Source organism: Acidobacteriota bacterium (genome assembly GCA_009838525.1).
Lineage (GTDB): Bacteria > Acidobacteriota > Vicinamibacteria > Vicinamibacterales > UBA8438 > VXRJ01.
In genome coordinates, this window is sequence record VXRJ01000014.1 from 1 (window position 1) to 23,620 (window position 23,620).

Below are 23,620 nucleotides of genomic sequence, written 5' to 3' on the forward strand. Positions count from 1 at the left end.
GGGCGGGGGCGACCCGTGGGGCGGTAACGACTCGAGGGGCGGTGCGCCACGCAGTTGGTCGACCGTGATCGGCGCATACTCCGCCGGCACGTCGACCTGGAAAACCGCCGGGTGGAGGGTCGTGTTGATATTCACCTGCGTGAGCGACGCGTTGAGATCCGTCGCCGCCGCGACGTCCCCCGCGTCCGCCGTGCCGGGCACGGTTGACGGCGCCTCCACCTCTACGCGGAACCCGCGGGGGAGGCCTCGCACATGGTCGCTGTAGGCGACGGTCAGCCGGCCGCGCTGCCCCGCCGCGACGACCGGCCCGGCGCCGTCCCCGCCGGCCGGGGCATCGCGCAGATAGGCGGACACGCCGCCCTCCAGATCGATGACGGTCCAGTCGCCTAGCCGGCGCCCCGCCGTCGTCCCCGCACCCGGCGCCAGGCACCCCGTCAGGAGCGCGGCCACGTCGGCCGGTCCCAGTTCCAGGCCCGCCAGCACGTCGAGCAGAACGGCCGGATCGGCGCCGGCGATCACCTGCCGGTCGCGCGGCAGCAGCAGCGTCGCGGCCCGATCGTCCGGGGCCACCAGGATGAAGAGCGCAGCGCCGAACGGCGCCAGCGCTTCCAGCCGAAGCGCTCCACCCTCCACCGCGCCGCGCATCCGCGTGCGGCGCAACGCGGCGTCGTGCGCCCGCCCGCCGATCGACAGGTTGAACTCCATCGACCGGACGGATCGGCACGGCTCGGTGGCGGCCTCCCAGATCGCCGCGTGGTCCGCCAGCGGCACGCCCGTTCCGGACGGCAGCTCGATGCCGCCACGCGCGGATCCGCAGGCGCCGACAAGGGCCGGCAACATCAGAAAAAGGAGAGAGCGTCGAAGGAAGCGCACCGATCGGTGGCTGATCTAAGGCCTATGGCGTCAGCGTTGACGGACGTCGTCGATCTTCTGCTGAATCACGCCGGCATCCACCCCGTCGCGGTCGCCGTTCAGGGCGCGTTCCCATGCGGCGATGGCCTCTTCGAACCGGCCCAGGCGCTCCATCAGGTCGCCCAGGTGGTCCTGCACGACCGAATTGCGCTGTAGCTGCTCGGCCGCCGCGCGCAGCGGCGGCTCGGCGAGGTCAAGCTGATCCAGCTTGAAGTACGCCCAGCCGATGCTGTCGAGATACGACCCGTTGTGGGGATCCACTTCGAGCGCCCGCGCGATGAGCTCGACCGACTCGTTCAGCCGCTCGCCCCGCTCGGCCAGCATGTAGCCGAGGTAGTTGAGAGCGGGGGCGTGGTCCGGATCCTCCTCGATCACGACGCGGAACATCTCCTCCGCTTCGGCGAAGCGGTCGGTCTGCTCGAACATGGCGCCCAACTGGAACGGGATGGACGTCACCGACGGGAACCGCTCGCGCGCCGCTTCGAGCAGCGCGATCGCCTCGCCGTGGCGGTCATGCCGGCTGTAGTAGCTCGCCAGGGCGAGGTGCGCGCGGACATCGTCCGGGTTGCCCTCCAGCACCGCGCGGAGCGCCTCCCCACCCGCGTCCACGTCGCCGCTCCGGGCCAGCAGATCCGCTTCGATCATCTCGATCGACAGGTTGGCGGGATTGTTCACGCGGGCCCGGCGCAAAGCGTCCTGCGCATCCCGATCGCGATCCGCGTCGACGTAGGCCTGAGCCAGCCGGGCCAGGAACCGCACGTCTGACGGCATCAGCGCAATCGCGCCCTCGTAGACGCGAATCGCCCCGTCGCTGTCCTCCAGCATTTCGTACGCGAAGCCGAGCCGGTCGAACACCGTGACCAGCCGCTCGGGACGGACCTCCTGCGACAGGGCGCGGGCCAGCACCGGCGCCAGCGTGTCCACGATCCGCTGGTACTCGCGCCGCCGCTCGAAGACGCGCGCCAGCACGGACGGCCCGCGCAGTCCCTCCGGCTCCAGTTCGATCAGCCGCGCCGCCGCAGTTTCCGCCGCGTCGAAGTTGTTGGTCTCCAGCTCGACTTCCGCCAGCAACCGCCAGGCGAGAGCGTCACGCGGACGCATCTCGAGCAGGTCTTCGATCACGGCGCGGGCGCGCGCCGGCTCGTCCGCTTCGATGAGCGTTCCCGCAAGGCGCTGCCGGACGCTGGCGTTCCGCGGATTGAGGGCGGCGGCCCGTTCGTAGGCGGCGGACGCATCACTCCACCGGCGGCGGCGCTCATACATCTCGCCGAGACGCGCGAGCGCCTGGTAGGTCGGCCGTCCGGTCGCGACCGTCTCCTCGAGGGTCGCCAGCGCTTCCTCCCCGCGTCCCGCCTGCTCGTAGGCCTGGGACAGCAGGAGGCGCGACGGCTGATAGCCAAGCTGGTCCTTCGCGAGCGCCTCCAGCAGGTCGATCGCGTCGTCGTTCTGGCCCGCCCGGAGGTACAGGCGCCCCAACGTCAGCTCCACCTGCAGATCGGGGACCACCGTGTCGCGCGCCTGCTCCAGGTGCGTGATGGCCTGGTCGACGTCCTCGCGCGTCGCCTCGCGGGACATCGCGGCGGATGCATGGTTCATGCCGAGCACGCGGTGCGCGCTCACGTTGGCGGACTCGCGTTCAATCGCCTCGTTCGCGGCGGCGAGCGATTCGTCCTCCCGGCCGGCTCGGGCGTAGAGCCCGGCCAACTCCGCCAGCGGCTCGCCCGACGTCGGATCGAGGCCGGCCGCGTCCCGCAACGCCTGGATGGCGCCGTCGGTATCGCCTTCGCCCTCCAGGTGGCGGCCCAGCATGAAGAGGCGGTACGCCTCGGCGCGATCGCCCGCTTCCAGGTCGGGCCCGGAGGCGGTCTGCGCCGCGGCGGGGAGCCCGGTCACCGGAGCGAGCAGCAGCGCGACGCCGAACAAGGCACAGGTCGGCCGGCGCATGAGAAGGCGATTGTTCCACAGGTAAGGCGGCAGAGTCCACGTCGCGGTTACAATGGGCGTGTCGATGGCCATCGACCCTGAACTGCTCGCCATACTCGCCTGCCCCACCTGCCGGACGCCGGTCACCCTGACGGCGGGCGGCGCCGGCCTCCGTTGCGCCGAATGCCGCCGTGTCTTTCCGATTCAGGACGAGATCCCCGTGATGCTCATGGACGAGGCGATCCCCGAGGATGCGCCGGCGGACGCGGCAGACCCGGGAGGTCCGGCGGATTCAGCGGATCCGGCGGGGGACGATACCCCGAAGCCATGACGACGCACGGCGGGGTCGCAACGGCGGCGTCCCCCGGCCGGCCCGATGCCGGCGCGTCCTGGCCGGGGCGCTTCGAGACCGTCGCGTGGTGGCTGCTGCCGCTGTTCGTCTTCGCGCTGCCGCTCTCCGTCGCCGCCTCCGGCATCCTCCTGACCGCGCTGCTCGCGGTCTGGGCCGGCCTGCTCGTCACGGCGGGCGAACGTCCTGCCGTCCCGGCGTTCTTCTGGCCGCTCGCCGCGTATTCGGGCTGGACGCTCGCAACCGTTCCCTTCTCGATCGACCCGACCGCCAGCCTCATCGAATCGCGCGAGGTGCTGCTCTACCTCACCGTGCCGGTCGTCTACCGCCTGGCCCGGGGGGATCGCGCCTGGTCGATGACGAACGTGGTGCTCACCGCGGGCGCGCTCACCGCGGCGATCGGGATCGTGCAGTACGGCATCCTGGAATTCGACAACCTCGGGCGCCGGCCGAGCGGCTCGATGGGCCACTACATGACGTACGCCGGCCTGCTGATGCTCGCCCTCGTCGTCGCCGTGTCGCGCGTCACGTTCGGCGCGCGCGACCGCCTCTGGGCCGCCCTGATGCTGCCGGCGCTCATGGCCGCGCTGGCGGTTACGCTGACGCGCGGGGCCTGGATCGGCGCTCTCGCCGCCGTCGGCCTCCTGCTCGTGCTCCGCGACCGCCGCCTGCTCCTCGTCGCGCCGGTCGCCGTGCTCGTCGTCTACTTCGTGGCGCCGGCGACGGTCACCGACCGCGCGCTCTCGATCTTCGATCCAGCGAACCCGACGAACCGCGACCGCGTCGCGATGTTCACGGTGGGCGCCGGCATGGTGCGCGACCACCCCGTCACCGGAGTCGGCCCGGAAATGGTGCTGCGGCGCTACGCCGAGTACCGCCCCGACAATGCCGTGAACGACGTGAATCCGCACCTGCACAACGTTCCGATGCAGATTGCCGCCGAGCGCGGGCTGCCGGCCCTGGCGCTCTGGGCCTGGTTCGTTGTCGCCATCTCCCGCGACCTGGCCCGGCGCTTCCGCCGGCCGGAGACCCGCACGCTCGCCGCCGCGGGCCTCGCCGCGGTGGCCGCCATGCTCGTGGCCGGCCAGTTCGAATACAACTTCGGCGACTCGGAGTTCCTCCTCCTCTTTCTCGTGTTGATAACGCTGCCCGCCGCTAGGGAAGCCGGTCTGGAGACCGGCGAACCCGCTGGTGCGCCGGCCTCCAGGCCGGCATCTTCCGACCCGGAATCCGCGGACACAACGGTGTCCGACCCGCACTAACCCCTTGCGCCACCGTCACGCCCTCGCGGCAGCGATCTTCCTGACGCTCACCGTTCTCCACACCTGGCCGCTCGCCACCGATCCGGCGCGGATGTCGCGCATCCACGACGACGAGTGGCTCAACGCCTGGGCCGTCTCCTGGATCGCGCACCAGTTGCCGCGCGCGCCGCTCGACCTGTTCGACGCCAACATGTTCCATCCCGCCGAGCAGGCGATGCGGTACACGGAGCCGCTCGTTGTCCCGGGACTCATCGGCGCCCCGTTCTACTGGCTCGGCGCTTCGCCCCTTCTGACCCACAACCTGCTCGTCCTCGCCGGCCTGCTGCTCACCGCGCTCGCGATGCACCGGCTCGTCGTCCACTGGACCGGCGACTTCTGGAGCGGCATCCTGGCCGGGGCGCTGCTGACGTTCGGCACCGCGATGGCGACCCGCATCGCGCACATCCAGTTCCTGCACTTCTATGCCTTCCCGTTCGCCGTGCTCGCCCTCGATCGCCTCCTCACCGGCGGGCGGGCGCGCGACGCGGCGTGGGTCGGCGTCTGGGTGACCGTAGCGGCGCTCACCTCCGGGTACCTGGTCGTGCTTGTCGTGGTTGCCCTCGGCGCCGCGTTCGTCATGCGGGCGGGCGACTGGTGGGGACGGCGCGCAACCGGCATCGCGGTGCGCCTCGGCGGCGCCGCCGCGGTGACGGGGGCCCTCCTCCTCCTCCTGATGCGCCCCTACCTGGGGGCGGAGCTGCGACGCGCCCTGGTCGTGGACGCAGGCAGCATCGGTGAATCGCTGGCCGGGTTCCTGAGAACCGCGGCCGACCTGCACTACGGACTCTGGAGCGAGCGGTTCTGGAGCGGGGATGCGCCGAGCGCGATGTTCCCCGGCGTCGTCGCAATCGTCCTCGCGGGCGCCGCATTCGCCGCACGTGGACGCCACGCACCGCACGGCGTGCGCCGCATGTTGATCGGCATCGGCGCAGTCGGCGCAGTCCTCTCCCTCGGCATGCTGACGCCCGTCTACGGCTGGCTCGCGGCCGTCCTGCCGCCACTCCTCGGCCTGCGCTCACCGTCCCGGTTCGCGATGCTGACGATTTTCGCCCTCGCCGCCCTCGCCGGCATCGGCTGGAGCGCGGTGCGGGAACGCCTGAACCCGCGTTGGCAGACTGCCGCGGCGGTCGGCCTGCTCGCGCTCGCGACGGTCGAGAGCCTGCACGCACCGCTCCCCTACCGGGAACTGACCCGCGACGAGTGGTATCCACCCATCTACGGGATGCTCGAGGCGTCGCCGCCCGGGCCCATCGCGGAGCTGCCGGTGCCACGCAGCGTCTTCTTCCATGAGAACGCGCGCTATCTGTTGGCGTCGACACAGCACTGGCGGCCCATCCTCAACGGCTTCGGCGGGTTCTATCCGGAGAGCTACGCGGAGGCGGTCCGGCGCCTCGCGACCTTCCCCTCCGACGACGCGGTCGACTACCTCCGGTCCGTCGGCGTGCAGACAGTGATCGTGCACGGCAATCGGATGCGCTACTTCCATTTCCGCCGCGTGCTGGCGGAAGCGGACCGGCGCTCGGATGTTCGGCTGGAGGCGCAACTGGACCGGGATGTGATCTATCGCATCGCGCCGCACGACGGCCGGGAAATAGGTACCATCCGGCCGGGTAGATGAACGATCCGACGCACACGCGCGAACGGCGGAAAACGATTGCCGTCTGCGCCGGCGTCACACTCCTCGCCGCCACCCTCGCGTTCTGGTGGAGCACGACGAACCGCTACCGCCTGACCGGCGACGAGCCGCACTACTTCATCCTGGCCGCCAGCCTCCTGCGCGATAGCGATGTCGACGTCCGGAACAACTTCGACGAAGACATAGCCACCGGCGAGATCTATGGTTCGTTCCCGGACCTCCCGAGTCGTCACGTCAGCGCTCGCGACGGCCGGGAGTACTCCCTCCACGCGCCCGGGCTGGGTGCGCTGCTAGTCCTTCCGTTCGCGATTGGCGGACCGCTTGCAGGCCGGCTGCTTCTTTGCCTGTTGATTACGCCGATCCTGGGCTGGGCTTGCTGGCGCTGGTTCAATGGGCGGGCTCCGCCGGGCGACGTGGCGCTCGCCACTGCGGGCGTACTGCTGTGCCCGGTGATCCTGCTCGGTTCGGGACAGGTTTACAGCGACCTTCTGGCCGGTGTCCTCATCGTGGCGCTCGCCGTCTGGCTGTGGGACGGCGAAGGGGAACGCCAAGCATCCGACTCCGCACACGCTTCCGGCGCGAGGTCGCCGGCCGCGTGGACACTCTTCGGTCTCATTGCCGGCGTCCTTCCCTGGCTGCACATGAAGTACCTCGGCACTACTGCGTTGTTCGGCCTGTTCGCCGCTTGGCTGATCCAGCGCGAGGGAGGGCGGAGAACTGACCGCGGACCCCAACGGAACTGGGGCCATATCGCCGGCGGCGCGCTCCTCTTGACCGGACCGGCCGCCTTCCTCGCCTATCAGATGGCAACCCATGGCCAGCCCCTTGCCGGCCTGGGAAACCAGATGACGGATACTCCGTACCTGCGTGCCGCCGAGTTCCTGATCGGTGAACACCTCGATCAGTCGCACGGCCTCTTCTGGCACCAGCCACTCTTCTTTGCTGGCCTCATCGCCTTGGGCTGGATGATCCGCACCCGTCACCCTCTGACTATCCCCTGGTTGCTGCTCTACGCCTCGCTGATGCTCCCTCCCGCACTGCGGGGGGCATGGGGCAGCGTGCCGCTCGGCCGGTTCAACTGGGGCGGCTTCTGGCTTTGGCTCATCCCGATCGGCTACTGGCTACAGTCCGAACGAAGCGCCATCGGACGGTACGTCCGCCCAGCCGTGCTGACGGTGCTCGCCTATCAAGCGCTGCTGGCATTCCGTTGGATTCCGGATCCGACCCGCCTCTTTGACTACGCCTCGTCTGCCCTGGTGTGGGCACGCGACTCCCTCTTCCCATTGCCGGTCCGCTACGTGCTCCCCCACTTCTACGGTGATGCGGGCGATGGCTGGTGGGTCGTGCGCTACCTGGAGTACCTACCCAATCTGGTTTGGATCCTCGCAACGGCACTGCTGATCGTTACTGGTCTGCTCTGGAGCGCCGACGGGCGGCGGAGGCTGCGTCCCGTGTGGATCGGGGGATTCATCGTCGCTGCGTTCCTGCTGCCCGTCGAACCCACAGCCGACCGGGAAGGGCCACATGACGACGGCCTCCACGATCCGATGATGCGGTCGCTCCGGAGCACCTTCGCGCGGCGGTTCGAGGCGGAACGCATGTTTCCGACCGAAACGGCAGCCCGAACGACACGCTTCGACGACGAAGCCAGCGACGGACGTGCGCGCGCCGCCGACCCGGACCGGCCGGACGGGGTGATCACCTTCGGCCCCTACCTCGGCGTCGACGCGGGGCGTTACCGTATCGAGGCGGCGATGCGGCTCGAGACGCCGTCGGATGCCGCACCAGCCGCCTGGCTTAATGCAACGACCGATCGCGGTCGCGTCTCGCACGGCCGTATCGACATCGCAGCCTCACGCTTGCCAGCCGACGGAAGCTACACGATTGTCAGTCTCTCCATCGACGCGGTGGAACCCCTCGGCGACCTGGAGTTCGTCGTCGGAGCCCATCCCGGGGTTGACCTAGTGGTTGACTACATCGACCTCATCCCCGTCCTGCCATGAGTTTGTCGACGGGCGTTCGACGCGACAGAACACTGGCCGTAGCGACATGCGCCAGTGCGGCGTTGCTGGCAGCCATGCTGGCGTTCTGGTGGACCAGCTCCGACCGGTACCGCCTCACGGGCGATGAGCCGCACTACGTCGTACTCGCGGCAAGCATATGGCGCGACGGTGACTTTGACGTCCGCAACAACTTCGACGAAGACGCCACTACTGCCGAAATCTACGGTCCGATTCCCGACAGACACGTTGGTACGCGCAACGGCCGACAGTATTCGCACCACCAGCCCTTATTGAGTGTCCTGCTTGCCCTCCCATTCGCGATCGGGGGGACGGTCGGGGCGCGGCTTTTTCTCTGCCTCCTGATCACACCCATTCTTGGCTGGGCCGCCTGGCGCTGGCTCCACGGACGTGCCCCACCAGCCGACGTGGCGATCGCACTGGCGGGGTTGTTGTTCTGTCCCGTCATCCTGTTCGGTTCCGGCCAGGTTTACGGCAACCTTCTGGGGGGAGCCGTCATTTCGGCGCTCGCGATCTGGCTCTGGCAGGGCGAGGATCTCGCCCGGACATCCTCGGCACTGACGCGCCGGGAGGGGCGTTCACCTATCGCATGGATGTTCTTTGGCGTGGTGGCCGGCCTCTTGCCCTGGCTGCACATGCAGTACCTCGCCGTTACCTTCCTGCTTGGCGTGTTCGCCATCTGGCAGGTCTGGCGCGAACAGCCGTGGCGCGACGGAATCGCGCGTGACTCTCGGTGGGGCTACACGGCGGGCGCCGTAGCGCTCGTGCTCGGACCTGCAACGTTCTTCATGTACCAGATGGCGACACTGGGACAGCCCTTCGGCAACATGGAGCGTTTCATAGTAGAAACCCCGTACCTGCGCGCCGCGGAGGTCTTGATCGGCAACCACCTCGATCAGTCGCACGGCCTTTTCTGGCATCAGCCACTCTTTTTCCCGGGTCTGATCGCCATTGGCTGGATGGCTGGAAGGCGGCATCCGCTCACGATTCCCTGGCTGCTGCTGTACGCGGCCCTGATGACGCCGCCCGCGCTCCTGGGCACGTGGAGCACGATGCCGATCGGCCGATACAACTGGGCCGCCTTCTGGCTCTGGCTGATTCCCATCGGTCTGTGGCTACGGGCGGAACGAGCCAGTCTCGGTCGCTACGTCCGTCCGGTGGCGCTGGGGGTATTGGCGTATCAGGCGATACTGGCGCTCCGCTGGGTACCGGATCCAACGCGCCTCTTCAACTACGCGGAATCCCCGTTGGTTTGGGCTCGCGATTCCCTTTTCCCACTATCAGTCCGCTACGTCTTTCCCCACTTCTTTCTCAACACCAGTGACGGCTGGGGCGTCGTGCGCTATCTCGAATACCTGCCAAACCTGATCTGGGTCGCGGCAGCGGCGCTTCTGTTCGTGACGGGATGGATGTGGAGCGCCGAGGGACGCCGCCGCCTGCGGCCGGTCTGGATCGGAGGGGTCGCCGTCACTGCCCTGCTGCTGCCCGTCGAACCGACCGCCGACGCGGAGTCGCCTACCGACGATGGGCTCCATGAACCGATGGCGCGGTCGATTCAGAGCACGTTCCCGCGCCGCTTCGAGGCGGAACGCATGACGCCGATGCAGACGGCGGACCGCACGACCCGCCTGGACGAGCAGGCAAGCGGCGGCCGCGCCCGCGCCGCCGACAACGGGCGATCCGACGGCCTGATGACGTTCGGCCCCTATCTGGACATGAACCCTGGGCGTTATCGAATTGAAGCCGCTATGCGCCTTCGAACATCCTCCGAAGCCGCGCCGGCCGCCTGGCTCGATGTCCGGTCGGCGCGCGGTCAGTTCGCGCACGGCCGGGTCGACGTGCCAGCCGCGAACCTGCCGATAGACGGCGGCTATACGACCGTCAGCGTCGCTTTCGACGCGGTCGAGCCGCTCGAGGATCTGGAGTTCCGGGTTGGCGCGCACCCGGGAGTCGATCTGCTCGTGGACTACATTGACCTGATTCCGGTGCTGCCATGACGTCGCGTCCCGCCGGCACGCTGCCAACGGTCTCGTCGTGGCTGAAGACGGCCGCCCTCGTTTGCCTGCCCTGCGCGTTGCTCACTGCCGGGAGCGTCTATCTGGCCGTGCAATGGACCGCGTCCGGCGATCTGCCGATCATCGGCGACGAACCGCACTATCTGATTACCGCCGCGAGCGTGGTGCGGGACGGCGACCTCGACGTCGCGAACAACTACGAGTACGAAAACACCGCCCGCGAGGTATTCCCCGCCGACCTGGCGCCGCACGCCCTGCGCCAGGGACCGCACCTCTGGCCGCAACGCATGCCCGGCCTCAGCGTGCTGCTCGCGGTCCCCTTCGGCCTCGGCGGCGCGCTGGGGGCTCGCGCGGCGCTCCCGCTCGTGATCATCCCGTTGCTTGCCGCCGCCGTCTATCGATGGAGCCGAACCTGCCTGGGTCCGCTCGACGCGACGGTGGCGACGGTCGGCGTGCTGGCCTGCAGCCCCGTGGTCTTCGGAGCGTCGCAGGTCTATCCGGACCTCTTGGTAGGCGCCACTGCTCTGACGCTGCTGGGTTGGCTTTGGGGAAGCGGACGTCGCAGCTACTTGGGATGGTGCATTTACTGGTTCGTAGCCGGCTTGTTCTGCTGGATGCACGTGAAGTACTACGCGCCGTCGGCGGTTCTGGGAGCCCTGGGCGCCTGGCAGCTCTGGCGCGACGCCGATGCCCGTTTTACGCGCACGAGTTACCTGACCTTCGGCGGTCTTCTTCTGGCCGGCCCGGCCCTGTTCTGGGCATTCTCCGTCCCCAGATTCGGGAACATCATGGGCGGAAGGGGCAGCGGGGAACTGAACGTCGACTCTTCCACGGCGCTGGAGCTCTTCCTGGGCCTGCACATCGATCAGATTCACGGCCTGTTCGTCCAGCAGCCGATCCTGCTGCCCGGTCTCGTCGCGCTGGGCTGGATGATCCGGCGGCGGCATCGACTGACGCTTCCCTGGCTCGTGTTGTACGGATCGCTGATCGCGCCCAACGCCCTGCAACACATAGCGTATGGCGGTCATGTCGCACCGGCCGGACGGTACGGCTGGTCGGCGGCGTGGCTGTGGCTCGTTCCCATCTGTATCGCCATCGGCGAACTGCGGGACCGCAGTTCGTTCTCGCGAGCCGTACGGCTGACCGTTCTGGCCGGCGCCGCCTATCAGGCGGTACTAGCCCTCCAGTGGGTGCCCGTACCGCAACGGCTGTTCAACGGGTTGTTCCCGCTGGACACCTGGCAGCCGTCCCTATTCGCGAACGGCTGGATGTTGTCGCTCCCGAAGCTCGGCCCGCACGCTGACCCCGGCTATCCTCCGAACGTCGTCTGGACGCTCGGCGTCCTGTCGCTGCTTGCCGCCGGTTGGTTGCGACGGGCAAGACTGCGGTATGCGCCGCTGGTGGCGACTGCCGTCCTTGGCGTGTTTCTGTTGCCGGTCGAGGACCCGTTGGATCGCTCCCAGTCGGTGGCGCGTCGATACGAAGCCGAGAACACGCCGGCACGGTGCGCCGTCCGGCCCCGCGGGACCGCCAGCAATGGTCACAGTTGTCAACAGGATGCGGACAACGCAGCCGCGGTGGCCGGACCATTCATTACCCTGGAGCCGGGTCGGTACCAAGTCACGGCGGTAGTGCATCAGGGCCTGAACTCGTCAGCCGGCGATGGAGTCATCGACGTGATGGCCGACCGCGGCCGCATCCACATCGCACGCCACGATTTCAGTCTGATTCCGGCTCCCGACTGGTCCTCGCTTGCTTTCCATTTCGACATTGCCCGGACCATGCAGGATGTCGAATTCCGGATTCGCGCATTCCGGGGCATCGAGATCGACTACATCGATCTGTCGTACGACGAGTAGCGAGCCAGATGGTATTGCTTTCCTGTTGTGCCATGAATGGACATGTCTACCATTAGACGAATGAGATACCGTAAACGGTCATTCCATCCATATACGGCACAAAACGCCATGAGTTGGAGATCCTGCCATTTTCCGCGTGCCAGCTGGCGGCCCGGCGTCCGCCGCGCCGCCGCGATCGCTCTGGCCGCTCTCACGCTGACCGGCACGCACGCCGCAGCAGCCGCGGAATCGTGGAGCGTTTCTTCGGGCGACGTCGAAGTCCGCTGCCGCCTCACGGTCGGCGGCAGCTTCAACGTAGCCACCACCGCGCTCTCCGGAACGCTCCAGCGCTCGACGTTGGACGGGGCGGACTATGCCGGCGAGCTGCGCGTCGACTTGGCAACTCTCGACAGCGGCATCGAGCTGCGCAACTCCCATCTCCGGGGCACTTATCTGGAGCTGGAGCGCGGCCCGGATTTCCAGCATGCCGTGCTCTCGGGCATCGTCCTCGACGATCCGCTGCCGGATGGCGCCGGCCGCCACGACGCAGACTTCTCCGGAACACTGTCCCTGCACGGCATGGAACGCCCGATCGAAGGCGAAGTGGAGCTGCGCCGGGGCGACGGGCAAATGCGCGTGGAGGCGACGTTCTCGATCAGCCTGGAAGCGTTCGACATCCCGCCCCCGCGTTACCTGGGCGTCGGCGTCCGCGACACGGTGGAAGTTACCGTTGCGTTCGACGCCACGCCGGCTGAAACGTCAACAGGCGGCACGCCATGATGTGGCCCGGGAGCCGCCACTCCGCCGCGCGCCTCGCGCTCATCGCCGCACCCCTGCTGGCGGCTTGGGGCGCCGACCCGGCGTCCGCGGAACCGACGTTCCTGTCCAAGCAGTATCCGCGGTGCACGGCCTGCCACCACTCCGAGTCGGGAGGCGGGCTGCTGACGCCCTACGGGCGGTCCCTGTCGCGGGAAGAGATTTCGACTTTCGGACGCCAGGGCGCGGGCCTGGACCCGCAGGCCCCGGCCGGCGAGGAAGGCGCATTCTTCGGCCTTGTCGGGAACGACAGCCCGCTGCAGCTCGGCGTCGACTTCCGGCCGTCGCACGTGCGGGTCAAGACGGCCGGCCGACCCCAGCGGAACCGGACGTTCCCGATGGTCCTCGATCTGCAGGCGGCCTGGCGGCGCGATCGCTGGACGGCCTACGGCACGGTCGGAGCCCAGCCCCGTTCCGCCGGCGGGGGGATGGTGTCGTACGAACACTGGGTCGCTTACCGGGCGACCGACAGCGTGAGCGTGCGCGGCGGACGGTTTCTTCCCGCCTACGGCGTCCGGTTCGCCGACCACACGTCGTTCACGCGCGAGCGTCTCGACCTCGCCCAGGACGATCAGATCTACGGCGTAGAAGTCGACGTCTCGACGGATCGCACGCTGTTGCAGGTCTCCGCCGGTCCGGGACGCGCCGAATCGCTCCTGGCCGCCACACGGGAAGGAGCCTGGACGTCGACCGGCCGGTTCCAGTTCGACTTGGGAACGCGTACCGTCCTGGTCGGGTCGGCCATCCACCGTGGCGCGGCTGGCGCCGCTCCGTCACGTACCGGGGGCGGTCTCTCCTTCGGCTACGCCCCTGTCGCCTGGCTGACCACGTGGACCCACGCCGACGTGCAGCACCAGGAGTTACGGACGAGCAGCCGCTCGTATATCGTCGCCAACCAGACATCCGTCGAGGCGCTGCGCGGGTTCTGGTTGCGCGTGTCGCCGCAGGTGCGCTGGACCGACACTGACCCACGCGGGGAGATCCGCCGCATGGTCTACGGCCTCGACTTCTATCCGCGCACCCACTGGCACGTCAACGTGTCGTACTACCGCGACCACCTGCCGTTCAACGGCCGGGGCGTGCAAACCCTGCTTGCTCAGTTGCACCTGTATCTGTAACTTCCGGTCGTGACGCCCATGCACCGTACTCACGTCGTCGCCTTTGGTGCGGTACTCCTCGTCGGTCTCTGGCTACGGGCACCGCAGATCTCCGCGAACTTGCCTTACTTCTACGACGCTGACGAGACAACGTCTTTCAACCGCTTGGTGCGGATGGTTCAGACCAGCGACTACCACCCTTATTTCTTCTTCTATCCGTCGCTGCACCTTTACCTCCGGATGCCGGCGCTGGCGGGCGGCTTTCTGTGGTCGGCGCGGGAGGGCGACATCAGTTCCGTTCACGACATTGTCAGAATCGACAATAACGTGCCCGACGGAATCGCAAGAACGGCATCGCACCCGCACATCGTGATGTGGGTACGGTCCGTCACGTTGTTCTTCAGCCTGCTGATGATTGTTTCGACGGTGGGAATCACACGCAGGCTAACTGCCTCGCCCTGGGCGGGGATTCTGGCGGGGGCGCTCGTAGCATGCTCGGCACCACTGATTCGGGACTCGGAGAAGATCGGTGTCGACACGGTGATGGCGGCAATGTGCCTTGTGACCGTGTGGCTGTCGTTGCGCACCATGGAGCAGCCAACCGTGGGGCGGGCAGCGCTCGCAGGACTCGCGGCAGGTCTTTCCGTATCAAGCAAGTACAACGCCATGCCGATCGTGGCTGTGCCGGTGCTGGCTTGCCTGCTTTCGGCCCGCTGTACGCCCGGCATGTTGGCAGCAACTCTGGGTCTTCCGGCGGTCGGGTTCTTCGCCGGGACCCCGTACGGCTTGCTCTATCCCGCCAGCCTGCTCAACGGCCTTGCGGAGCAGGTTAGCCACTACGGCCTCTACGCAAGAGATGGGACCGTCGACCCTGGCTGGCCGCAAGCGCGGCGATTCCTTCTCTGGATGTTAGGCCCCGCTTTGGGCGCGACTGCGACACTGACCGGTGTCGCCGGGGCAGTACTGATGGTGTGCATGGAGAAATACCGTCGCACGGCAATCGTGGCACTCGCCTTCCCAGTGGCATACGGGATGCTGATGTTCGACCAGCGGGTCTACTACAACCGAAACATGCTCGTACTGATTCCCTTCTTCGCTGTGGCCGCGGCGTGGATGACCGAACAACTGGTGACGTACTTTTCCGCACGGTCGCGGACACCCGGAAGGAGCCGCGCCACCATCACGGCGTTGGTCATTCTCCTGATCAGCCAACCGGCCGTGATGGCCATCGATGTGTGGCTACACGCAGGGACCGCACCGGAGAGCCGACATCTGGTCACCACGTGGCTGGCAGAGACTAACGATTCCCAGCAGGAAACCGTCATCGCCGCAAGCCTGCAGCTACCATCCCGGTATCGAGCTAATGGCATCTCGGTGGCGCGCACCGATGAGTTGACGGACCCGAGACGACTGTTTCTCGATGGCTACGACCGCATCGTTGTCGGGCCAGACTTCGCGCTCCGCGCACCCTCCTGGGCTACGGACCTGATGCAGGTGCATCGGGTCTTTGCAGGCTATCGAGAACAGACCTATATCCCACTCAATCCGGAAGTAACGGTCTACGACCTGCCTGCCACACTCGCGTATGCACCCGAAGTCCGCGCTCTCGTCGAGCAGGACGCGCGCTACGAGGTAACCGACGGTACGGTACGGACGCGCGTCGCACGGCTCCCACTCGACGCAAAGGCTATCGCTCTGATCCGCACGCGAAACTCGACCATCACGCTGGACCTCCGGTCGCGTTGGCCGTCCCAATCCTGCCGTCTCGAGCTCGCCATTTGGCAATCGCCCGATCTTTGCGCGAACCTCCAGACCAACGAATGGAGAACGACGACAGTGCCGGTTCCTACGCGCGCTCTGACCGATCGAACATCGCTATGGATCGTCAACCGTCGTGTCCACGGGGATCCCGATGCGCCGAGGCAGGAGGGGCTCCGGCGACTTGGACTGGAGGTGCAGGGACTTACCATCTCGCCGGCGCCGTAGCGTTCCATTCCACGCCTTAGGGTCCAGACGCTGCTTGCCCAGTTGCACCTCTATCTGTAACGCTGGCTGTACCGCCATGAACAAATCACGTCGCCTATGCTCGTCGTCGCTGGCCCTGATCCTGGCTCTGGGCCTCGCAGTCCTGGGCCTCTCCGCGTGCGGCAGCGACCCTGCCCCGACGCCGACGGCCCCGACGCCGACGGAGCCCGAACCGGACCCCGATCCCGATCCGAACGTGCTGTCCCCCACGCTGTCGAGCATCCAGAGGAACGTGTTCTCGCCAACGTGCGTCGTCTGCCACGGGGACAGCGACGCGGAGGCAGGCCTCAACCTGGAAGAGGATCGGTCATTCGACTCACTGGTCAACGTATCCAGCACCCAGGTGGCGCTCGACCTGGTGGAACCGAACGACGCGGAGAACAGCTACCTGATCCACAAGCTGGAAGACCGACCAAGCATCGAGGGCGACAGGATGCCGCCGGACAACCCACTTTCCAGCGACGACATCGACGTCATCAGGCAGTGGATCGACGACGGCGCCCAGAACAACTGAACTGCTTGTCCAGCTACGCGCGTACCGGTAGCGTAGCCGGATGAAAACGTTCCTTCTCTTCCCGGGGATCCTCCTCGTGGCGGGGCTCGCCGCCTGCGGAGATAGTTCCCCTACGGCGCCCACCACCACACCGACCCGCCCGACGACGCCGACCACGGATGCCGACGAGTTGATGCCCACGCTGTCCAGCATCCAGAGCCTCATCTTCAACGAATCGTGCCTCGACCACCACGGAGACCACGCCGTTGAAGGCGAACTCGATCTCTCGGAGGGCATGTCCTACGCCGAACTCGTGAACATGCCCAGCATCCAGGTACTGGGGCTCAATCGGGTTGAACCCAACGATGCGGAGAACAGCTACTTAATCCACAAGCTCGAAGATCGGGCGAGCATCGTGGGCAATCGCATGCCGCCTGCCGGGCTCCTGACCACCGAACAGATCGACACGATCAAGGAGTGGATCAACAACGGCGCGCAGAACAACTGATCCGGAGTCGTTGCGGTCTGCAGGCGAGCTGTTGATCTCTCGGATCCTACGGGGCGACGCTAGATCCGAATGGATCCACGACCGTCAAGCCATCAATCCGCTGTCGATCCTGTAGGTCCTCGCTGTAGAGGACGCTGCATCCGGCGTCAAGCGCAGCGGCGACGATAAGCGCGTCATAGTAGGCGAATCCATAGCGCGAGTGTATGTCCAGGGATGCGTGATAGAGCCGCAGACTCGGCTGCACGCGGAGCAGCGGAGCAAGCACCGAGTCCACGTACCGTCGCATGTCATCGCTGCCGAGCGGAACAAGCGCCTTGCGGAGGGCCGTGTTGAGGCATTCCTGAACAACCTGAAAGCTGATGCAGGCGTTCCCGCTCTCTATTCCCTGGCGGATTAGGTCGTGAGCGATCGCGGCCTTCCGAGTATCGCGCCCTTCAAGCTGGTACACGAACACGTTGGTGTCCAGGAAGCAGTCAACGCTCATGCATTTCTTCTCTGGCCAGCTTGCGCCCAACGTGCAATCTGCCTTGCAGTTCGCGCATCACGTGACCCGCTTCGGCGGCCAGTTGCTTGCGGCCGACGTAGTCCGCCAGCCACCGGCGAAACTGCTCGTTCAGCGTCGTGCGCTCGCTGGCCGCCCGCTGCCGCGCCGCTTCGATCAGGCCGTCATCGGCACTCAAGGTGATGTTCTTCATTGGGCACCATACGCACGAGACTCGTGCACACTATTCTAGTGCATTCGCGCGGCCGTCTGGCGGAACTGAAGCGGGTTCAGTGGCGGAAGTGCCGCCGCCCGGTGAGGACCATGGCGAGGTTCTGTTCGTCCGCCGCGGCAATCACGTCGGCGTCGCGCTTCGAGCCGCCGGGCTGCGCGATGGCGGTCGCGCCGGCCTGAGCGATTGCGTCGAGCCCGTCCCGGAACGGGAAGAACGCATCCGACGCGGCAACGGTCCCCCGCAGGTCGGCGCTGGCCTGGGCGGCCGCCTTCATCGTGGCGACGTTCACCGCGTCGACGCGGCTCATCTGCCCTGCCCCCACTGCCACAGCCCGGCCCGCGCGTGCGAAGATGACGGTGTTTGACTTCACGTGCGCGCAGACCCGCCAGGCGAAGCGAAGCGCCTCCCACTCGTCAGCGGTAGGCGCGCGCTTGGTGACGACGCGGATCGGCTCGCCCGGCACCACCTCGACACCATCGGCCCAAGGCTCGGCGCACTCGACGACGCCGTCCCGCTTCTGGACCAGCCACGCCCCCATGATGGAGCGGACGTCGCGCTGCCCCGCATCGCCGCCGCCATTGAAGTCGGCCACCACGAGGCGAAGGTTCTTCTTTTTCGACAGCACGCCGCGCGCCTCGTCGTCGACGGCCGGGGCAATGACGCATTCGATGAACGTCTCGGCGATGGCCGCCGCCGTCGCGCCGTCGAGCGGCCGGTTCAGACCGACGATGCCGCCGAAGGCCGACAGCGGGTCCACCTCGCGCGCCGTGACGTACGCGTCGCGCAAGCTGCCGGCCGTCGCCACGCCGCACGGGTTGGTGTGCTTGATGACCGCGGCGGCGGGCTCGTCGAACTCCAGCGCGAGGCGCGCCGCGGCGTCGAGGTCAAGCAGGTTCGTGAACGACAGCGCCTTCCCCTGCAGGACCTGCGCGCTGCCGAAACCCCAGTCCCGGTCGGCGTAGAGCGCCGCCGCCTGGTGCGGGTTCTCGCCGTAGCGGAGGTCGCGCAGCTTGGCCGCGCGGACGTGCAGGAGGTCCGGGGCCACACCGTCCAGGGTCAACGCCGACCGCTCGAACGACGCGCCATCCGTCTCCACCGCGTCGAGCGCGGCGGCGATCGTGGCGTCGTACTCGGCGGTGTGTGCGAACGCCTTGCGCGCCAGCTCGAAGCGGAAACGCCGCGCGGCGGCCTCGCTGCCCCGTGCGCCGCTCGGTTCGCCGGCCGGTTCGCCGCTCGGTTCGCCGGCCGGTGCGCCGGCCGGTTCGCCGGCCTCCAGGCCGGCATTCCGGCTGGCATTCCCTCCGGCATTCCGATCAAGCAACTCGAGCACTCGCCTGTAATCGCCTGGGTCGACGACGATCAGCACATCCTCGAAGTTCTTGGCGGCCGCGCGCACCATGCTGGGGCCCCCGATGTCGATCTGCTCGATCAGCTCGTCGACCGGCGCATCCGACGACGCCGTCTGCGCAAACGGATACAGGTTCACGACGACCAGGTCGATCGGCGTGATCCCCTGCCCGGCGATGGCCGCCAGATCGTCCGGCCGGCCGCGGCGGGCCAGGATGCCGCCGTGCACGGCCGGGTGCAGCGTCTTCACCCGGCCGTCCATCATCTCCGGGAAGCCGGTCACGTCCGAGACGCTCGTGACCGCGAGACCGGCGTCCGCGAGCGCGCGCGCCGTCCCGCCGGTGGAAACCAGTTGCACGCCCCGATCGATCAGGCCGCGGGCGAAGTCGATCAGGCCCGTCTTGTCCGAAACACTCAGCAGCGCACGCATCTTCAGATTCAAGCTCCCGTGACCCAGTTGTGGTTGCGGCGCGTTCGCAGCAGCCAGATAAGAGGCAGCCACAGCTCGCGCGCGAACGGCACCGGCCGATCGTCGATCAGCACTTGGCAATCGTCCCGCCCGCCGACCAGCCCATAGAGGGCATGGAGGGCGTCGACATCGTCCGGATAGAAGCGCGCCCGATGACGCAGGCGGTCCCCTTCGCCGACGCTCCGATACTCCGCGGACGCCTTCGCCATCTCCACCGCCCGCGCGCAGTCCTCGCCCTCGAAGGGCGCAAAGCTGAGGGTGATGGAAAACGGCCGTTTCTTCCGGCCGAACAGCATCTCGGCGAGGTCGGGATCGAGCGCCGCCATTTCCTCGTCGGTAGGATGCTCCGCGAGCTCCGCGTACGGCCAGAATGACTCGCTGGGACGCTGGGTGGGCCGTTCGTCCAGCGGTGGGCGCTTGTCGGGAATCCGGCTATCGCTCATCGCGGGGTCCGGGATCGTACCATACCCCTCGGACCCGACTTACCGACATGCCCTCTCACGCACGCGTCATTCCGTCGATCGAACTGCTCCGGCAGCGGGAGGAAGTTCGGGACCTCGAGGCGCGCTACGGACGCGAAGCGACACTCGCGGCGCTCCGTGAGGAAAGCTCCGCGCTGCGCGAACGGCTGCTCGCCGGTCCAGTGGATGGCCAGCCCGGCGCGGGACCGGCCGACCCCGAGGCCGCCGCCACCGCCATTCTGGCCGGTCTCGAACCACGCCTGCGGGCCGCCCTCGCGCCATCGCTGCAACCCGTCATCAACGCCACCGGCGTCATCGTCCATACGAACCTGGGGCGCGCACCGCTCGCCCGGCCGGCGATGGACCGCATCGCCGAGGTGGCCTCGGGTTACGCCAACCTGGAATATGACCTCGCGGCGGGGACGCGCGGGTCCCGCACGGTGCATGCGGCGACGCTGCTGGCGCAACTGACCGGGGCGGAGGCGGCGGTCGTCGTGAACAACAACGCCGCCGCCGTGCTGCTGGTGCTGGCTGCGCTCGCGGAAGGCCGCGAAGCGATCATCTCGCGCGGCGAGTTGGTGGAAATCGGAGGGGGCTTCCGGATCCCCGACGTGATGCGGCAGTCCGGCGCGATCCTGCGCGAGGTGGGCACCACCAACCGGACACGCGCGGCGGACTATGCGGCGGCCATCAGCGAACGGACGGCGCTGATCCTTCGGGTCCACCCCTCCAACTTCCGTATCGAAGGCTTCACCGAGCGACCGGCGCTCGCGGAGTTGGCGCAACTGGGTGCGCGGTTCGACGTCCCCCTGGTGGAGGATCTCGGCAGCGGGCTCCTGGCCAGCGAGGTGACCGCGGGAGCAGTCGGCGATGAGCCAACCGTGGGCGCCAGCATCGACGCGGGGGTCAGCGTCTGCACGTTCAGCGGCGACAAGCTGCTCGGCGGACCCCAGGCGGGAATCATCATCGGGCAGCGGACGCTCCTCGACCGAATCCGGCGCCACCCACTGATGCGTGCGCTGCGCGTCGACAAGCTGACCCTTGCCGCACTGGAAGCCACCCTCATCGAACATGCCGTAGCGCGGGCCAGTCGCACCGTGCCGGTGACCCGGATCATCGCCACGCCGGTCGAGGAACTTGCTTCCCGGGCCAACGCCTTGCGCGCGCGCCTCAGCGGCGCAGCCGCCCTGCGCGTCTCCGTAGAAGCGAGCGACGCGGCCATCGGCGGCGGCAGCACGCCGGGGATAACCGTGGAGAGCCGCGCCCTCGTCGTCGCGGTGTCCGACCGGTCGGCCCGCAACCTCGCCGCCGCGCTGCGGGCCCACCAGCCACCGGTCATCGGCCGGGTCGCCGACGACACGCTCTGGCTGGACCTCCGGACCGTGCTACCAGAGCAGGACGACGCCCTTGCGGCGGCACTGGTCAGGTCCGCCGGCCTCTAGGCCGGCCAATAAGCACGGTGCGCCGGCCTCCAGGCCGGCATGCCTTGCGTAATGGTGCGCCGGCCTCCAGGCCGGCAATCACGCACGGACGTCCGTGGTCGCACGGCGCTTAGGGCACGCCGCGCAACGCAACGACTCGCCGTTGGCATCCAGCGGATCTTCGCCGCCGCACGAACCGCGCAGGCAGGGGTAGCGGAAGAGGAGGCCGACGCCCATCGCCAGCATGATGGCTGCGATTGCCGCGACGGTCAGCAGGAACAGACCCACTTCTCCAATCCTACACCCGTCATCATGCGACCACCGGTGCGCCAGCCGGTTCGCCGGCCTCCAGGCCGGCATTCGCCAACCCAGGCCGGCACTCCCCATCATCTACAATCCGAGACGGGCCATGACCCGACTCCTCTCCGCGGCCCTCCTCTTCTTCCTCGCCGCCTGCACCACCAACGACCTCCATGTGTTGGTACAGGGCGGGACGCACAGGTACCGCGGCGACACCATGGGCACCACCTACGAGGTGACGGTCGTCGCGGACCCGCAATACAACGTCCGCTTCCCCTTCCTCCACGCCGCCATCGCGATGACCCTCGAGCGCATAGAAGCCGCCATGTCCACGTGGCGACCGGAGTCCGAGTTGAGCCGCTTCAACCTCGCCGACACGACCGATCCGTTCTCCGTCTCGCCGGACACGGCGACCGTCTTCCAGCACGCCCTGACCGTAGGCGCGCTGACGGGTGGCGCGTTCGACATCACGGTCGGCCCGCTGGTCGATGCCTGGGGATTCGGCCCGCCGGGACATCCTCCCGCCGCCCCGTCTGCGGCGGATCTCACGCGCCTCCGCGAGCAAGTTGGTTGGGAGCGACTCGCGGTGGACGCCGAAGCGTCGACCATCCGTAAACTAACGCCCGGCGCCTCGGTGGACCTCTCGGCGCTAGCAAAGGGCTACGCGGTGGACCAGGTGGCCGAACTGCTGGACGCCGAGGGCTTCACCAACTACCTCGTCGAAGTGGGCGGCGAAGTGCGCGCCGCCGGCCGCAACGCCCGCGGCGAACCTTGGCGGGTCGGGATTGAACGCCCGTCCGCCGGACCGCCCACCGTTTACCGAACCGTGGAGCTCAGCGGGCAGGCCCTCGCCACTTCTGGCGATTACCGCAACACCTACGTTCTCGACGGACAGCGCGTCTCGCACACCATCGATCCCCGCACCGGCCAGCCCGTGACGCACGCGCTCGCCTCGGTCAGCGTCATCGATCCGCTGTGCGTCCGGGCTGACGCCCTCGCGACCGGACTGATGGTCCTCGGCCCGGACGACGGCTTCGCCCTGGCCACAGAACAGGGCTGGCCGGCGCTGTTCCTGGTTCGCCGCCCCGACGGCACGCTGGAAGAACTCACCACACCAACCTGGGCTCAGTTCAGCGCGCAATAGGTCCGCCGGCCTCCAGGCCGGCATTCCGTAGGTACCGGTCCGCCGGCCTCCAGGCCGGCATTCCGTAGGTACCGGTCCGCCGGCCTGCAGGCCGGCGACCCCTTCCTGGCACCAGTCTTGCGTACGTCTCGCCTGCATGAGAGCAACAATGCAAGGCAGCGGTCCCGCCCGTGGGCGCCAGCTTGCAATCGGCTCCGGACACCTCGCGTGGCACTCGCGCGGCTACCACCCGCACCTTGACGCAGCCTACGTCACTCAGCACATCACCTTTCGTCTCGCCGACAGCGTGCCCGCATCCCTGATCAACCGGTGGCGCGCCGCTCTGCACGGCGACCGCGCCGCAGAGATGCACCGGCGGATCGCCAAGTACGAGGACGCCGGCCGTGGAGCGTGCCATCTGCGACGCCCCGAGATCGCCAGGCTTGTTCAGGATGCCCTGCTCCGGTTCGATCGCAAGCGCTACCGACTGCTCGACTGGTGCGTCATGCCGAACCATGTCCACGTGCTGATCGAACAGGCGGCGGGCGTACCGCTGCACAAAATCGTGCACTCGTGGAAGGGATACACCTCGCGCCAGGCCAACGCCCAGCTCAACCGCAACGGAGCGTTCTGGATGCGAGATTACTTCGACCGCTATGTGCGTTCGCCAGAGCAATTCAACGCCATCCGGTACTACATTCAGTGGAATCCGGTCCGCGCGGGACTGTGCGACAGACCGGAGCATTGGCCGTGGTCGTCAGCGGGGTGGAGAGCGAAGCGGTGATTGGTGTTGATCTGCCGGCCTAGAGGCCGGCGGACCATGTGTACCGTGCCGGCCTGGAGGCCGGC

The 23,620-nt window shown here is 67.8% G+C and carries 20 protein-coding genes; 14 read left to right on the forward strand and 6 right to left on the reverse strand.

Annotated elements, in window-relative coordinates; genetic code table 11:
* Both F4Y45_04105 and F4Y45_04110 read right to left on the reverse strand, forming a co-directional pair.
* A partial coding sequence (locus F4Y45_04105; GenBank protein MXY23690.1) for a hypothetical protein occupies positions 1–873 on the reverse strand: 873 nt, incomplete at its 3' end.
* Between the two features lie 30 nt (positions 874–903).
* Complete coding sequence (locus F4Y45_04110; GenBank protein ID MXY23691.1) at positions 904–2,856, reverse strand: tetratricopeptide repeat protein; 1,953 nt, start codon at positions 2,854–2,856, stop codon at positions 904–906.
* 64 nt (positions 2,857–2,920) lie between these two features.
* Here F4Y45_04110 and F4Y45_04115 point away from each other — a divergent pair, with 64 nt between their 5' ends.
* The 11 genes from F4Y45_04115 (at position 2,921) to F4Y45_04165 (ending at position 16,934) form a co-directional block, all read left to right on the forward strand.
* Positions 2,921–3,166, forward strand: a complete 246-nt coding sequence (locus tag F4Y45_04115; GenBank protein MXY23692.1) for a Trm112 family protein — start codon at positions 2,921–2,923, stop codon at positions 3,164–3,166.
* Complete coding sequence (locus tag F4Y45_04120; protein ID MXY23693.1) at positions 3,019–4,446, forward strand: O-antigen ligase family protein; 1,428 nt, start codon at positions 3,019–3,021, stop codon at positions 4,444–4,446. Before F4Y45_04115 ends, F4Y45_04120 begins: the two co-directional genes overlap by 148 nt.
* Before the next feature lie 4 nt (positions 4,447–4,450).
* On the forward strand, positions 4,451–6,103 hold the full coding sequence (locus F4Y45_04125) for a hypothetical protein (GenBank protein ID MXY23694.1): 1,653 nt from the start codon (positions 4,451–4,453) through the stop codon (positions 6,101–6,103).
* Positions 6,100–8,124: a hypothetical protein gene (locus tag F4Y45_04130; protein ID MXY23695.1), complete on the forward strand. Its 2,025-nt coding sequence runs from the start codon at positions 6,100–6,102 to the stop codon at positions 8,122–8,124. The genes F4Y45_04125 and F4Y45_04130 overlap by 4 nt, the downstream gene beginning before the upstream one ends.
* A gap of 74 nt (positions 8,125–8,198) precedes the next feature.
* Complete coding sequence (locus F4Y45_04135) at positions 8,199–10,139, forward strand: hypothetical protein (GenBank protein ID MXY23696.1); 1,941 nt, start codon at positions 8,199–8,201, stop codon at positions 10,137–10,139.
* Entirely contained in the window at positions 10,136–12,016 is a 1,881-nt protein-coding gene (locus tag F4Y45_04140; protein ID MXY23697.1) for a hypothetical protein, read from the forward strand. Before F4Y45_04135 ends, F4Y45_04140 begins: the two co-directional genes overlap by 4 nt.
* A 36-nt stretch (positions 12,017–12,052) precedes the next feature.
* A complete protein-coding gene (locus tag F4Y45_04145) occupies positions 12,053–12,775 on the forward strand; it encodes a YceI family protein (protein MXY23698.1) in 723 nt (240 codons plus the stop codon).
* On the forward strand, positions 12,772–13,929 hold the full coding sequence (locus F4Y45_04150; GenBank protein MXY23699.1) for a hypothetical protein: 1,158 nt from the start codon (positions 12,772–12,774) through the stop codon (positions 13,927–13,929). Before F4Y45_04145 ends, F4Y45_04150 begins: the two co-directional genes overlap by 4 nt.
* 18 nt (positions 13,930–13,947) lie before the next feature.
* The gene (locus tag F4Y45_04155; protein MXY23700.1) at positions 13,948–15,894 is read left to right on the forward strand and encodes a phospholipid carrier-dependent glycosyltransferase; all 1,947 of its coding nucleotides are present in this window, start codon (positions 13,948–13,950) and stop codon (positions 15,892–15,894) included.
* A complete protein-coding gene (locus F4Y45_04160) occupies positions 15,821–16,447 on the forward strand; it encodes a hypothetical protein (protein ID MXY23701.1) in 627 nt (208 codons plus the stop codon). Before F4Y45_04155 ends, F4Y45_04160 begins: the two co-directional genes overlap by 74 nt.
* A 40-nt stretch (positions 16,448–16,487) precedes the next feature.
* On the forward strand, positions 16,488–16,934 hold the full coding sequence (locus F4Y45_04165; protein MXY23702.1) for a hypothetical protein: 447 nt from the start codon (positions 16,488–16,490) through the stop codon (positions 16,932–16,934).
* A gap of 46 nt (positions 16,935–16,980) precedes the next feature.
* Here the strand turns inward: F4Y45_04165 and F4Y45_04170 are convergent, their stop codons facing one another.
* From F4Y45_04170 to F4Y45_04185, 4 genes are all read right to left on the reverse strand, one after another.
* Positions 16,981–17,418, reverse strand: coding sequence for a PIN domain-containing protein (locus F4Y45_04170; protein ID MXY23703.1), 438 nt, complete (start codon positions 17,416–17,418; stop codon positions 16,981–16,983).
* Entirely contained in the window at positions 17,408–17,629 is a 222-nt protein-coding gene (locus F4Y45_04175) for a hypothetical protein (GenBank protein ID MXY23704.1), read from the reverse strand. Before F4Y45_04175 ends, F4Y45_04170 begins: the two co-directional genes overlap by 11 nt.
* A gap of 76 nt (positions 17,630–17,705) precedes the next feature.
* Positions 17,706–19,427 (reverse strand): bifunctional phosphoribosylaminoimidazolecarboxamide formyltransferase/IMP cyclohydrolase, encoded by a 1,722-nt coding sequence (purH, locus tag F4Y45_04180; GenBank protein MXY23705.1) that lies wholly within the window; start codon positions 19,425–19,427, stop codon positions 17,706–17,708.
* An 8-nt stretch (positions 19,428–19,435) separates the two neighbouring features.
* Positions 19,436–19,792 (reverse strand): hypothetical protein, encoded by a 357-nt coding sequence (locus tag F4Y45_04185; GenBank protein ID MXY23706.1) that lies wholly within the window; start codon positions 19,790–19,792, stop codon positions 19,436–19,438.
* A 44-nt stretch (positions 19,793–19,836) separates the two neighbouring features.
* On the opposite strand from F4Y45_04185, the gene F4Y45_04190 reads away from it, so the two are divergent.
* The 3 genes from F4Y45_04190 (at position 19,837) to F4Y45_04200 (ending at position 23,555) form a co-directional block, all read left to right on the forward strand.
* A complete protein-coding gene (locus F4Y45_04190; GenBank protein MXY23707.1) occupies positions 19,837–21,369 on the forward strand; it encodes an L-seryl-tRNA(Sec) selenium transferase in 1,533 nt (510 codons plus the stop codon).
* A gap of 223 nt (positions 21,370–21,592) precedes the next feature.
* Positions 21,593–22,792, forward strand: coding sequence for an FAD:protein FMN transferase (locus tag F4Y45_04195; GenBank protein MXY23708.1), 1,200 nt, complete (start codon positions 21,593–21,595; stop codon positions 22,790–22,792).
* 148 nt (positions 22,793–22,940) lie between these two features.
* Complete coding sequence (locus F4Y45_04200) at positions 22,941–23,555, forward strand: transposase (protein ID MXY23709.1); 615 nt, start codon at positions 22,941–22,943, stop codon at positions 23,553–23,555.
* Positions 23,556–23,620 lie beyond the last annotated feature (65 nt).

Bases quoted from the DNA above. Each gene is read 5' to 3' on its own strand.
- F4Y45_04195 (MXY23708.1), top strand. From the start codon at position 21,593: ATGATGGCTGCGATTGCCGCGACGGTCAGCAGGAACAGACCCACTTCT.
- F4Y45_04200 (MXY23709.1), top strand. From the start codon at position 22,941: ATGCAAGGCAGCGGTCCCGCCCGTGGGCGCCAGCTTGCAATCGGCTCC.
- F4Y45_04120 (MXY23693.1), top strand. From the start codon at position 3,019: ATGCCGCCGTGTCTTTCCGATTCAGGACGAGATCCCCGTGATGCTCAT.
- F4Y45_04185 (MXY23706.1), bottom strand. From the start codon at position 19,792: ATGGCGGCGCTCGATCCCGACCTCGCCGAGATGCTGTTCGGCCGGAAG.
- F4Y45_04145 (MXY23698.1), top strand. From the start codon at position 12,053: ATGGACATGTCTACCATTAGACGAATGAGATACCGTAAACGGTCATTC.
- F4Y45_04110 (MXY23691.1), bottom strand. From the start codon at position 2,856: ATGCGCCGGCCGACCTGTGCCTTGTTCGGCGTCGCGCTGCTGCTCGCT.
- F4Y45_04170 (MXY23703.1), bottom strand. From the start codon at position 17,418: ATGAGCGTTGACTGCTTCCTGGACACCAACGTGTTCGTGTACCAGCTT.
- F4Y45_04175 (MXY23704.1), bottom strand. From the start codon at position 17,629: ATGAAGAACATCACCTTGAGTGCCGATGACGGCCTGATCGAAGCGGCG.
- F4Y45_04150 (MXY23699.1), top strand. From the start codon at position 12,772: ATGATGTGGCCCGGGAGCCGCCACTCCGCCGCGCGCCTCGCGCTCATC.
- F4Y45_04190 (MXY23707.1), top strand. From the start codon at position 19,837: ATGACTCGCTGGGACGCTGGGTGGGCCGTTCGTCCAGCGGTGGGCGCT.
- F4Y45_04155 (MXY23700.1), top strand. From the start codon at position 13,948: ATGCACCGTACTCACGTCGTCGCCTTTGGTGCGGTACTCCTCGTCGGT.
- F4Y45_04135 (MXY23696.1), top strand. From the start codon at position 8,199: ATGCTGGCGTTCTGGTGGACCAGCTCCGACCGGTACCGCCTCACGGGC.
- F4Y45_04115 (MXY23692.1), top strand. From the start codon at position 2,921: ATGGCCATCGACCCTGAACTGCTCGCCATACTCGCCTGCCCCACCTGC.
- F4Y45_04165 (MXY23702.1), top strand. From the start codon at position 16,488: ATGAAAACGTTCCTTCTCTTCCCGGGGATCCTCCTCGTGGCGGGGCTC.
- F4Y45_04130 (MXY23695.1), top strand. From the start codon at position 6,100: ATGAACGATCCGACGCACACGCGCGAACGGCGGAAAACGATTGCCGTC.
- F4Y45_04140 (MXY23697.1), top strand. From the start codon at position 10,136: ATGACGTCGCGTCCCGCCGGCACGCTGCCAACGGTCTCGTCGTGGCTG.
- F4Y45_04160 (MXY23701.1), top strand. From the start codon at position 15,821: ATGCGCCGAGGCAGGAGGGGCTCCGGCGACTTGGACTGGAGGTGCAGG.
- purH (MXY23705.1), bottom strand. From the start codon at position 19,427: ATGCGTGCGCTGCTGAGTGTTTCGGACAAGACGGGCCTGATCGACTTC.